The 11,414-nt window shown below is 65.6% G+C and carries 10 protein-coding genes; 9 read left to right on the top strand and 1 reads right to left on the bottom strand.

Annotated elements, in window-relative coordinates:
* The first annotated feature begins 425 nt into the window (after positions 1-425).
* From leuC to leuB, 4 genes are read left to right on the top strand one after another with little or no spacing between them, the layout of a single operon-like run.
* The gene (leuC, locus tag ACYP5B_RS15830; protein WP_400096704.1) at positions 426-1,835 is read left to right on the top strand and encodes a 3-isopropylmalate dehydratase large subunit; all 1,410 of its coding nucleotides are present in this window, start codon (positions 426-428) and stop codon (positions 1,833-1,835) included.
* A gap of 16 nt (positions 1,836-1,851) precedes the next feature.
* Positions 1,852-1,983 (top strand): entericidin A/B family lipoprotein, encoded by a 132-nt coding sequence (locus ACYP5B_RS15825; RefSeq protein ID WP_400096703.1) that lies wholly within the window; start codon positions 1,852-1,854, stop codon positions 1,981-1,983.
* Positions 1,984-1,993: 10 nt separating this feature from the next.
* Complete coding sequence (gene leuD, locus ACYP5B_RS15820; protein WP_459570352.1) at positions 1,994-2,644, top strand: 3-isopropylmalate dehydratase small subunit; 651 nt, start codon at positions 1,994-1,996, stop codon at positions 2,642-2,644.
* 40 nt (positions 2,645-2,684) lie between these two features.
* Positions 2,685-3,752, top strand: coding sequence for a 3-isopropylmalate dehydrogenase (gene leuB, locus ACYP5B_RS15815; RefSeq protein ID WP_267603816.1), 1,068 nt, complete (start codon positions 2,685-2,687; stop codon positions 3,750-3,752).
* Positions 3,753-3,758: 6 nt separating this feature from the next.
* Here leuB and ACYP5B_RS15810 read toward each other — a convergent pair whose 3' ends face one another.
* Positions 3,759-4,082: a hypothetical protein gene (locus ACYP5B_RS15810; RefSeq protein ID WP_459570351.1), complete on the bottom strand. Its 324-nt coding sequence runs from the start codon at positions 4,080-4,082 to the stop codon at positions 3,759-3,761.
* Here ACYP5B_RS15810 and asd point away from each other — a divergent pair.
* The 5 genes from asd to trpB all read left to right on the top strand — a co-directional run.
* Entirely contained in the window at positions 4,081-5,217 is a 1,137-nt protein-coding gene (gene asd, locus ACYP5B_RS15805) for an aspartate-semialdehyde dehydrogenase (RefSeq protein ID WP_400096702.1), read from the top strand. The two genes, ACYP5B_RS15810 and asd, sit on opposite strands and share 2 nt — an antisense overlap.
* 327 nt (positions 5,218-5,544) lie before the next feature.
* Entirely contained in the window at positions 5,545-8,415 is a 2,871-nt protein-coding gene (locus tag ACYP5B_RS15800) for a FimV/HubP family polar landmark protein (protein WP_459570350.1), read from the top strand.
* A gap of 236 nt (positions 8,416-8,651) precedes the next feature.
* Complete coding sequence (truA, locus tag ACYP5B_RS15795; protein WP_459570349.1) at positions 8,652-9,476, top strand: tRNA pseudouridine(38-40) synthase TruA; 825 nt, start codon at positions 8,652-8,654, stop codon at positions 9,474-9,476.
* Positions 9,460-10,161: a phosphoribosylanthranilate isomerase gene (locus ACYP5B_RS15790; RefSeq protein WP_318238067.1), complete on the top strand. Its 702-nt coding sequence runs from the start codon at positions 9,460-9,462 to the stop codon at positions 10,159-10,161. Before truA ends, ACYP5B_RS15790 begins: the two co-directional genes overlap by 17 nt.
* Positions 10,162-10,289: 128 nt before the next feature.
* Positions 10,290-11,414: tryptophan synthase subunit beta (trpB, locus tag ACYP5B_RS15785; RefSeq protein ID WP_459570348.1), on the top strand; the 1,125-nt coding region annotated here is incomplete at its 3' end.

Genomic DNA, 11,414 nt, shown 5'->3' with positions numbered 1-11,414 from the left:
TGGGGTGGCTTAGTTAGGAGCCACTTGAAGCGAAGCCAATGGTTGCGATTCCGACGGCATATCGAGCGCCCGCCCTCTCCCCCAACCCCTCTCCCACAAGTGGGAGAGGGGAGCAAACCTGATGCACTGAACGAAGCCGCCGAATGGGCCAACCGTCTGGAATTTGAGGCTCTGCCAGCCCCCCCAAGCCTGCCTTTTCGCCATCGGCGAAATCCCCCTTTCGCCAATCACATTACATGGCCGCCGCCTCCCAGGCCGGCCAGGGCCCAGTCTCCCAATATCGCTGTGGCATAATCGATTGCGAAGTCAAGCATCGCAGCAAGCCGCATTTCATTGCCCGCATTCCTGCGAAAAATCCCCCAAACTACCGCGCGACGCCGCCAACCGTGCTGTACCAAACGGTCCCGGCCCGCCCCCCCTGCATCATGGCCAAGACGCTTTACGACAAACTTTGGGATGACCACACCGTGCACGTCGAGGATGACGGCACCACGATGCTGTACATCGATCGCCATCTGCTGCACGAAGTCACCAGCCCGCAGGCGTTCGAAGGCCTGAAGCTGGCGCAGCGCCCGGTCTGGCGCATCAGCGCCAACCTGGCGGTGTCGGACCACAACGTGCCGACCACCGATCGTAGCCAGGGCATTTCGGATCCGGTGTCGAAGCTGCAGGTGGATACGCTGGACAACAACTGCGACGCGTACGGCATCACCCAGTTCAAGATGAACGACCTGCGCCAGGGCATCGTGCACGTGATCGGGCCGGAGCAGGGCGCCACGCTGCCGGGCATGACGGTGGTGTGCGGCGATTCGCATACCAGCACGCACGGTGCGTTCGGCGCGCTGGCGCATGGCATCGGCACCTCCGAGGTGGAGCACGTGCTGGCCACGCAGACACTGCTGGGCAAGAAGGCCAAGAACATGCTGGTGCGCGTGGAAGGCAAGCTGCCGCGCGGCTGTACCGCCAAGGACATCGTGCTGGCGGTGATCGGCAAGATCGGCACCGCGGGCGGCACCGGCTACACCATCGAGTTCGCCGGCTCGGCCATTCGCGACCTGAGCATGGAAGGGCGCATGACGGTGTGCAACATGGCCATCGAGGCCGGGGCGCGCGCTGGCCTGGTGGCGGTGGACGATGTCACGCTCGAATACGTCAAGGGCCGCCCGTTCTCGCCGCAGGGCGCGGAGTGGGAGCAGGCCGTAGGCTACTGGCGCACGCTGCATTCGGACGCCGGTGCGCACTTCGACCAGGTGGTCGAGCTGCGCGCGGAAGAGGTCCGTCCGCAGGTGACCTGGGGCACCTCGCCCGAGATGGTCGTCAGCATCGAGGACCGCGTGCCGGATCCCGAGAAGGAAAAAGACCCGAACAAGCGCAACGCCATGGAGCGCGCGCTGGAGTACATGGGCCTGCAGCCCAATGTGCCGGTGGACAGCATCAAGATCGACAAGGTCTTCATTGGCTCCTGCACCAACTCCCGTATCGAAGACATGCGCGCCGCTGCGTGGGTCGTGCAGAAGCTGGGCCGTCGCGTGGCGTCCAACGTGAAGCTGGCGATGGTGGTGCCGGGCTCGGGCCTGGTCAAGGAACAAGCCGAGCGCGAAGGGCTGGACAAGGTCTTCAAGGCCGCCGGCTTCGAATGGCGCGAGCCGGGCTGCTCGATGTGCCTGGCCATGAATGCCGACCGCCTGGAAGCGGGCGAGCGCTGCGCCTCCACCTCGAACCGCAATTTCGAGGGGCGCCAGGGCGCGGGTGGCCGGACTCACCTGGTGAGCCCGGCGATGGCTGCCGCGGCAGCCATCGAAGGCCACTTCGTCGATATCCGCCAGCTCAGCTGATTCGCGCAGGCTCATCATGAAACAAGCCCTGATCGTGTTGCTCGCATGCGTGTGCATGCTGCAACTGGCCGGCTGCCATACGATGGCCGGCCTTGGCAAGGACACACAGGCCGCAGGCCGCTCCCTCGAAAGCGCGGCAAAGAAGTAAGGAACCGACCATGGATAAGTTCACTGTACACAGCGGGCTCACGGTGCCCCTGGACCGCGAGAACGTCGACACCGACGCCATCATCCCGAAGCAATTCCTCAAGTCGATCAAGCGCACCGGGTTCGGCCCGAACCTGTTCGACGAATGGCGCTACAAGGATGTGGGCCAGCCCGGGCAAGACAACAGCCGCCGTCCGCTGAATCCGGATTTCGTGCTCAACCAGCCGCGCTACCAGGGCGGCTCGATCCTGCTGGCCCGCCGCAACTTCGGCTGCGGCAGCTCGCGCGAGCACGCACCCTGGGCGCTGACGCAGTACGGCTTTCGCGCCGTGATTGCGCCGAGCTTTGCCGACATCTTCTTCAACAACTGCTACAAGAACGGCCTGCTGCCGGTGGTGCTGACCGAGTTGCAGGTCGACCATATCTTCAACGAGACCAATGCGTTCAGCGGCTACAAGCTGACCATCGATCTCGACAAGCAGCTGGTGATCACGCCGGTTGGCGATAGCTACCCGTTCGACATCGCGCCGTTCCGCAAGTACTGCATGCTCAACGGCTTCGACGATATCGGCCTGTCCCTGCGCCATGCCGACAAGATCAAGGCTTATGAGGCAGAGCGCGTGGCCAAGATGCCGTGGTTGAACAATCGCGTGGTCGGCTGAAGCCGGCTGGTGCGCTGAGACAAAACAAGGAAGACAAAGCATGAAAATCGCAGTCCTGCCGGGTGACGGCATCGGTCCCGAGATCATCGCGGAGGCCGTCAAGGTCCTGAACGCGCTCGACGAAAAGTTCGAGATGGAAACCGCACCGGTCGGCGGCGCCGGCTACGAGGCCAGCGGCCATCCGCTGCCCGACGCCACGCTCAAGCTGGCCCAGGAAGCCGACGCCATCCTGTTTGGCGCCGTGGGCGACTGGAAATACGACAAGCTGGACCGCCCGCTGCGTCCCGAGCAGGCCATCCTCGGCCTGCGCAAGCACCTGCAGCTGTTCGCCAACTTCCGTCCGGCGATCTGCTACCCGGAGCTGACCGGCGCTTCCAGCCTGAAGCCCGAGCTGGTGGCCGGCCTGGACATCCTGATCGTGCGCGAGCTCAACGGCGACATCTACTTCGGCCAGCCGCGCGGCATGCGCGAAGCACCGGACGGCCCCTTCAAGGGCGCGCGCGAAGGCTTCGATACCATGCGCTACAGCGAGCCGGAAATCCGCCGCATCGCCCACGTGGCCTTCCAGGCCGCGGCCAAGCGCGGCAAGAAGCTGTGCAGCGTGGACAAGGCCAACGTGCTCGAGACTTTCCAGTTCTGGAAGGACGTCGTGATCGACGTGCACAAGGAATATCCGGAAGTCGAGCTGTCGCACATGTACGTGGACAACGCGGCCATGCAGCTGATCAAGGCGCCCAAGAGCTTTGACGTGATCGTCACCGGCAACATGTTCGGCGACATCCTGTCGGACGAGGCCGCCATGCTGACCGGCTCGATCGGCATGCTGCCGTCGGCTTCGCTGGACGCCAACAACAAGGGCCTGTACGAGCCGTCGCACGGCTCGGCACCGGACATCGCCGGCAAGGGCGTGGCCAATCCGCTGGCCACCATCCTGTCGGCGGCGATGATGCTGCGTTTCTCGCTGAACCGTGCCGAGCAGGCAGACCGCATCGAGAATGCCGTCAAGCAGGTGCTGGCCCAGGGCTACCGCACCGGCGACATCCTGACGCCCGGCTGCAAGCAAGTCGGCACGCGTGAAATGGGTGAGGCCGTGCTCGCGGCACTGTAAGCCGCATTAAAGTTGAAAAGGCGCCGCATGCGGCGCCTTTTCTTTCATTTGTCCCCGATTTCCCCTGTGTGGCAGCGCCACAAAATCGTGTAGACTTTGCGGATGGTCCGAATCTTCCAGTCCCCCTCGACTGCCATCGCCGCCCCGGTTGCTACCCGCAGCCCGGTTGGCCTGGGTTCGCACGGCCACCCGCTTACCGCAACGACGATTAAAACCATTACTACCAAAACGATCGGCTAGATCGTTCGTCGTGCCTGCTCGTCTTCCCCGCGCAGTCACGTCGGGCGAGGAAAGCGCGGGGAAGTTCAAATCACATCCGAGGTTAGTCATGATTGTAGGTCTCGTCGGCTGGCGAGGAATGGTCGGCAGCGTCCTGATGCAACGCATGCAGGAAGAGCGCGATTTCGACCATATCGAGCCCGTATTCTTCAGCACGTCCAACGCTGGCGGCCAGGCCCCGGCCATGGCCAAGAATGAAACCAAGCTCCAGGACGCGAACGACATCGAAGCGCTGAAGAAGTGCGATGTGGTTCTCACGGCCCAGGGCGGCGATTACACCAACGAGATTTTCCCGCAGCTGCGCGCAGCTGGCTGGAAGGGCTACTGGATCGACGCGGCTTCGTCGCTGCGGATGAAGGACGATGCCATCATCGTGCTGGATCCGGTCAACCTTGGCGTGATCAAGGACGCGCTGGCGAAGGGCGTCAAGAATTTCATCGGCGGCAACTGCACGGTCAGCTGCATGATGATGGGCCTGGGCGGCCTGTTCCAGCACGACCTGATCGACTGGATGACGTCCATGACCTACCAGGCCGCCTCGGGCGGCGGCGCGCAACACATGCGCGAGCTGCTGACGCAGTTCGGCACGCTCAACGCGTCGGTCAAGTCGCTGCTGGATAACCCGGCATCGGCCATCCTGGAAATCGACCGCACCATCCTGGCAACCCAGCACGGCCTGTCGGGCGATGAAACCAAGCAGTTTGGCGTGCCGCTCGCCGGCAACCTGATTCCCTGGATCGACAAGGACCTGGGCAACGGCGTGTCGAAAGAAGAATGGAAGGCCGGCGCCGAGACCAACAAGATCCTGGGTCGCGGCGAAGGCTTCCTGGGCGCGACCGGTGCTTCGCCGATCGCCGTGGACGGCCTGTGCGTGCGCATTGGCGCCATGCGCTGCCATTCGCAGGCGCTGACCATCAAGCTGCGCCGCGACGTGCCGCTCGATGAGATCGAAGGCATGCTGGCCGAGAACAACCAGTGGGCCAAGGTGGTGCCGAACACGCGCGAGGCCAGCATGACCGACCTCACGCCGGCCGCCGTGACCGGTACCCTGACCATTCCGGTGGGGCGCCTGCGCAAGATGCAGATGGGCGGGGAATACCTGTCGGCCTTCACCGTCGGCGACCAGCTGCTGTGGGGTGCCGCCGAGCCTCTGCGCCGTATGCTGCGCATCTTGATCGAAGCCTGAGCCAGGGACTTGCACGCCAAGGCGCTCTTGAGTCATGTCTTAGTCCATGTCTTAAGGCTCCGCGCAAGGCGTCCGTGGTTTCGTTGCAGCAAGGCAACAGAAACCCCTGGCTTTGATAACAACGCCGCGCCTGTGCGCGGCGTTGTCACGCCTGGCCGCCTATTTTTCCCGGCGTTGCGTCACAATACAGGCGGCATATGCCGGGCTGCGGGGCGGTCATCCGCACGTCCGTACGAGTTGGCGCGGGGCTCAGTCGGGACGCTAACTTGCTGCGCTAAACCATTGATGTTAAGTTAATTTCATTACTAGAACACAACGGAGCACAAGGTGAGTGTGAGCCAACATCGCCGGAAAGATGCGCCTACCGCCCGCCAGCGCTGGTCAACGCTGGCCTTCACGGCACTCGGTTTGCTGCTCTCGCAGCCGGCCGCTTATGCCGCGGGGTTCGGGCAATTACGGGTACAGTCGAATCTGGGTCAGCCGCTGCAAGCGGAAATCGATATTAGTGGCGTCAGTGCGGAAGAAGCGGACGGCCTGGCCGTCAAGCTGGCGTCGCCCGAAGCATATGCCAAGGCCGGCCTGACGTATCTGCCGGCGGTCAGCAGCCTGCGGCTGCAGGTCGAGCGCCGCCCCAATGGGAGCTATGTGGCACGGGTCCGGTCAACCCAGCCGCTCAGCGAGCCCTTTGTCGACATCCTTGTCGACATGACGTGGGCGAGCGGCAAGGTGTCGCGCGCGTACACCTTCCTGCTGGACCCGGCAGGCGCCAAGCCTTCCAACCAGACTTTCTCGCCTGCCACGGTCGTGCAGGCGGGCACCCCCGACGAATCCGGCGCCGCCAGCCCGCCCGCGCCAAGCGCCGCGCCCGTGCCCGCTCCGTCGGTACAGGCCCCGGCTCCCGTGGCAGCCAGCCCGGCGCCACGGCCCCAGGCCAAGGCCCCGCCACCCCGTGCGCACCGCGCCGCCACGCAGGCCTTGGCCGACGGCGCTGGCGCGGCTGGCGGCACCTACACCGTGCAGCGCGGCGACAATCTCTCCGCCATTGCCGGCGAGGCCTCCCAGGGACAGGATTCAGTATCGCTGGACCAGATGCTGGTCGCGCTCTATCGCAACAATCCGAACGCCTTCGTCGGCGGCAACATGAACCGCCTCAAGGCGGGCGCCGTGCTCAAGGTGCCTAGCCAGAAGGAAGCGCAATCGGTCACGCCCCGCGCGGCACGCCGCGAAGTGGTGGCGCGCACGCAGGGCTTCAATGCCTACCGCAGCCGCCTGGCTACGGCGGCCGCGGGGCGCTCGGTCGAGGCCAGCAGTGGCCGCGAACAGTCGGGCAACGTCACCGCGCGCGTGCAGGAACAAGCCGCACCGGCCGCCGGACCGCGCGACGAACTCAAGCTCAGCAAGCCCGATCGTGGCAGCCAGGCCGCCGCTGCAGCGGCAGCCGAAGCCAATATCGCCAAGGAACGGCAGCTCAAGGAAGCCGAGGCACGCCTCGCGCAGCTTGAGAAGAACGTGGGCGACATGCAGCGGCTGGTCGAGCTGAAGAACGCCGAGATCGCCAAGCTGGACCAGGTGCAGAAGGGCACGGGCAAGGATTCGGCCGCGGCACCTGCCGCACCCGCCGCTGCACCCTCCGTGGTGCCGGCTGAGGCCGCCAAGGCCGACGCAGCCGCGCCGGCCCCGGCAGTGGCCAGCGCTGGTGCCAGCGCGGCCCCGGCAGCGGCAGCCGCCGCGGCTGCTGCGGCGCCGCTCGCCGCCGCATCCCCGGCTTCGGCGCCTGCGGCCACCACTGGCGCCGGCGCGAATGCCGCGGACGCTACCGTTGCTGGCGCCGCCAAGCCTGCTGCTGCTTCCACGCCTGCCGCCAAGCGCCCGCCGCTCGTGACGCAGCCCACGCCGGTGGCCCAGCCGTCCTTCATCGAAGACCTGCTGGCCAATCCGATGCTGCTGCCAGGCGGCGGACTGCTGATTGCCCTGCTGGGCGGCTACGCGATCTATCGCCGGCGCCAGCAACAGAAGACCAGCGACGGCGCGGCCTTCGGGGACAGCGTCCTGTCGCAGGAAAGCACCGTCATGGCCGGCGGCAATTCGCTGTTCGGCGCCGCGGGCGGGCAGAGCGTCGACACCTCGCAGCACAGCGTGTTCGGAGCGGATTTCCGCATTGGCAACAATGTAGCGGAAGCCAACGAGGTCGATCCGATCGCCGAGGCCGATGTCTATATCGCCTACGGGCGCGATGTGCAGGCCGAGGAAATCCTGCGCGAAGCCCTGCAGCAAAACCCTGAGCGCCAGGCGATTCGCCTGAAGCTCATGGAGATTTACAACACTCGTCAGGATGTGGAAGGTTTTCGCGTGATTGCAGAAGAAATGTTCGCCCAGACTGGAGGACACGGGGCGGAGTGGGCACAGGCAACGGAGATGGGGCGTAGCCTCGACCCGAGCAATGCCTTGTATTTGAGCGTGGCGCCTGACGTGGCGTCTGGCGACACTACCACCTTGCCGGCCGATCAGTGGCGCACCCACGATCCGTCGCAAGATCTGGCGGCGCCGCGGGAAACCCCGCTGGCGGACCTGGCAGACTTTGCGCTGCCGCTGGATGGGTTCCCCGCGCCGGCAGCCGGTGCGCCGATCACCGCGCCCGAGTCCGCCTCGCGCGTGTTCGGCAGTGGCGAGGCGGTGCCTTCGGCGCTTGCCACGCGCCTGGACGATGGCCTTGGCCTGGACCTGCCCGAGACCCATGGCATTGGCGCTCATGACGACGTACCGGCGCTGGATACGCCTACGCGTAGCCGTCCGCTCGACTTCGACATGTCCGCCATCTCGCTGGACCTCAATCCGGCGGGCCATGCCGGCGCGCGTGCCGATAGCCCGGCACAAGTGCATGAAGAGGCCCGTTCCTTGTTCAGCTCTTCCCTGCCGGCGCCGACCATGCTGCGCGACGGCAAGCTGTCCGAACCGATCGACCTGTCCCGCGTGAGCGCGGAAAGCGGGCTGGACACGGCGCGCGGCATCTCGCCGAGCACGTTGTCGGCCGACTCTGTGGATGGTGGCCGCGACATGCAGATCAAGTTCGATCTGGCCCGCGCCTATATCGAGATCGGCGACAAGGAAGGGGCGCGGGAGCTGCTGCAGGAAGTGGTGGACCAGTCGCAGGATCCGCTGCTGACGGAAGCCAAGACTTTGCTGCGTGACGTGGCATAACTGGTGGCATGACTGGTGGCTTAAACGGGGGCTTAACCGGCGGCCTGGCCGGTGAGCTGACAAGCAAGCTGTAGAATGTCGGGCTGTGCGCAAGCGGTGCGCCCGGCAGCTCGCCACAAATGCGCCGGGAGCGTGGCTCCCGGCGCATTTGCTTTTTGCGAGCCGGCCATCGGGCGTTTTTTCGTTGGCGCCGCGCCGTTTTCGCTAGCTCCCGTTTTATCGTCAATTTCCGCCCCATGACCCGCATTGCCCTCGGCCTCCACTATGACGGCGCCGCCTTCTCCGGCTGGCAGTCGCAACCGCACCGCAATACGGTGCAGGACCGGCTCGAGGACGCCATCGAGCAGTTCGCCGGCAGCCGCGTGATGACCACGGTGGCGGGCCGCACCGACACCGGCGTGCATGCGCTCGGCCAGGTGATCCACATCGACACCGGCCTGTCGCGGGAACCGTTTTCCTGGGTGCGCGGCGTCAACGCCTTCCTGCCGCCCAGCATCTCGCTGCAATGGGCCAAACCGGTGGACGGCGGCTTCCATGCACGTTTCCTGGCCTTCGAGCGCATGTATTACTACGCGCTCTACACCGGCCCGCACCGTGTGCCGCTGGTGCACGGCAGGGCTGGCTACCTGATGCTGCCACCGGGCAAGGGCCTGGACATCGACGCCATGCGCGCGGCCGCGGGCTGCCTGCTCGGCGAGCACGATTTCTCGGCCTTTCGCGCCGCCGAGTGCCAGGCGAAGTCGCCCGTCAAGACCATGTACGACATCACCTTGAAGGCCGACGGCGACTGGCTGTTCGTGCGTTTTCGCGCCAGCGCCTTCCTGCACCACATGGTGCGCAACCTGATGGGTTGCCTGGTGGCGGTAGGGCGGGGACGCAACCCGCCGGAGTGGCTGGCCGAGGTGCTGGCCGGGCGTAGCCGCGCCAAGGCAGCGCCCACCTTCATGCCCGACGGCCTCTACCTGGCCGGGGTGAAGTATCCTGAGCAGTACCAGATCCCGGCCGCCGACACGGCCGCCAGCCTGTTCCATGGAGTGTTTGCCAATGACCCAGTTGCCTGAAGCGGGCAGCGCGCCGCACCGCACCCGCGTCAAGATCTGCGGGCTGACGCGCGAGGAAGATGTCCGCGCCGCGGTCGATGCCGGCGCCGACGCGATCGGCCTGGTGTTCTATCCGGGCAGCCCGCGCTTTGTCGAGGTGGCACGTGCCGCTGCGCTGGCGGAAGCCGCCGGCCCGTTCGTGTCGGTGGTCGGCCTGTTCGTCAATGCCGAGGCCGAGCACATTGCCCATGTGGTGGAGCGGGTGCCGCTTACGCTACTGCAATTGCATGGCGACGAGAGCCCCGAGGACTGCTCCCTGGTGGCCCAGCGCTGCCGGTTGCCGTTTCTGCGCGCGGCACGCGTGCAGCCCAGCCTTGATTTGGTAGAATTCGCAAATCTGTATCGTGATGCCGCTGCCTTGCTGCTTGATGCCTTCGTCGAAGGCTACGGCGGTGGCGGGCACGTCTTCGACTGGACCCTGATACCCCCGGCATGGCTTCCGCCCACCCACAACCCGATCGCAAGCGCCGCTCCTCGGATCGTTTTGAGTGGTGGGTTGAACGCGCAAAACGTCGCTGGCGCGATTGAGCGCGTGCGGCCCTACGCTGTCGATGTAAGCAGCGGCGTGGAGGCTGCCAAAGGCGTGAAAGACCACGCCAGGATTGCCGCTTTCGTGCGCGCGGTGCGCAGCGCGGATGCCGGGTAGGGCTGGTTGCCCATCGGGCTTCGGCCCCCCGCATATTCCGCGCAATCTCCGCGCCTGTACCGCGCACGACCCTAACGTCATCGAGCCCCTGCCAGACCGGCAAGGGCCCTGTTCAGAAGAGCTGACTCATGTACGACCTGCCCGATTCCCGTGGCCATTTCGGCCCCTATGGTGGTTCCTTTGTTTCCGAGACCCTGGTGCACGCGCTGGACGAGCTGCGCGAAGCCTATGCGCACTTCCAGAAGGATCCGGAGTTCGACGCGGAATACCGCCGCGAGCTGAAGCATTTCGTCGGCCGCCCCTCGCCGATCTATCACGCGCAACGCTGGAGCGAGATGCTCGGCGGCGCGCAGATCTATCTCAAGCGCGAAGACCTCAACCACACCGGCGCCCACAAGATCAATAACGTGATCGGCCAGGCACTGCTGGCCAAGCGCATGGGCAAGCCGCGCGTGATCGCCGAGACCGGCGCCGGCCAGCACGGCGTGGCCACCGCCACCATCGCCGCGCGCTTTGGCATGGAGTGCGTGGTCTACATGGGCTCGGAGGACGTCAAGCGCCAGGCCGCCAACGTCTACCGCATGAAGCTGCTGGGCGCGACCGTGGTGCCGGTGGAAAGCGGCTCCAAGACCCTCAAGGATGCGCTCAATGAAGCCATGCGCGACTGGGTCACCAATGTCGAGAACACTTTCTACATCATCGGCACCGTGGCCGGCCCGCATCCTTACCCGATGATGGTGCGCGACTTCCAGTGCGTGATCGGCGAAGAAGCCAAAGTGCAGATGCCGGAGATGACCGGCCGCCAGCCCGATGCCGTGATCGCCTGCGTGGGCGGGGGCTCCAATGCCATGGGCATCTTCTATCCGTACATCGAGGACAAGGACGTGCGCCTGATCGGCGTGGAAGCCGCTGGCGACGGCCTGGAAACCGGCCGCCACGCCGCCGCGCTGATCGGCGGCTCGCCGGGCGTGCTGCACGGCAACCGCACCTACCTGCTGCAGGATGCCAACGGCCAGATCATCGAGACCCATTCCATCTCCGCCGGCCTGGACTATCCCGGCGTTGGCCCCGAGCACGCATGGCTCAAGGATATCGGCCGCGCCGAGTATGTCCCCATCACCGATGAGGAAGCGCTCAAGGCCTTCCACGACTGTTGCCGCATCGAAGGCATCATCCCGGCGCTGGAATCCAGCCACGCCATCGCCTACGCCTGCAAGCTGGCGCCCACGCTGCCCAAGGACAAGTTGCTGCTG

It is taken from the genome of Cupriavidus sp. 8B (assembly GCF_054589115.1).
This window is presented reverse-complemented; position numbering and strand designations above follow the sequence as displayed.

What these genes read in the sequence shown, in the direction of transcription:
- leuC (WP_400096704.1), top strand. Translation starts at nt 426, where the DNA reads ATGGCCAAGACGCTTTACGACAAACTTTGGGATGACCACACCGTGCAC.
- ACYP5B_RS15825 (WP_400096703.1), top strand. Translation starts at nt 1,852, where the DNA reads ATGAAACAAGCCCTGATCGTGTTGCTCGCATGCGTGTGCATGCTGCAA.
- leuD (WP_459570352.1), top strand. Translation starts at nt 1,994, where the DNA reads ATGGATAAGTTCACTGTACACAGCGGGCTCACGGTGCCCCTGGACCGC.
- leuB (WP_267603816.1), top strand. Translation starts at nt 2,685, where the DNA reads ATGAAAATCGCAGTCCTGCCGGGTGACGGCATCGGTCCCGAGATCATC.
- asd (WP_400096702.1), top strand. Translation starts at nt 4,081, where the DNA reads ATGATTGTAGGTCTCGTCGGCTGGCGAGGAATGGTCGGCAGCGTCCTG.
- ACYP5B_RS15810 (WP_459570351.1), bottom strand. Translation starts at nt 4,082, where the DNA reads ATGACTAACCTCGGATGTGATTTGAACTTCCCCGCGCTTTCCTCGCCC.
- truA (WP_459570349.1), top strand. Translation starts at nt 8,652, where the DNA reads ATGACCCGCATTGCCCTCGGCCTCCACTATGACGGCGCCGCCTTCTCC.
- ACYP5B_RS15790 (WP_318238067.1), top strand. Translation starts at nt 9,460, where the DNA reads ATGACCCAGTTGCCTGAAGCGGGCAGCGCGCCGCACCGCACCCGCGTC.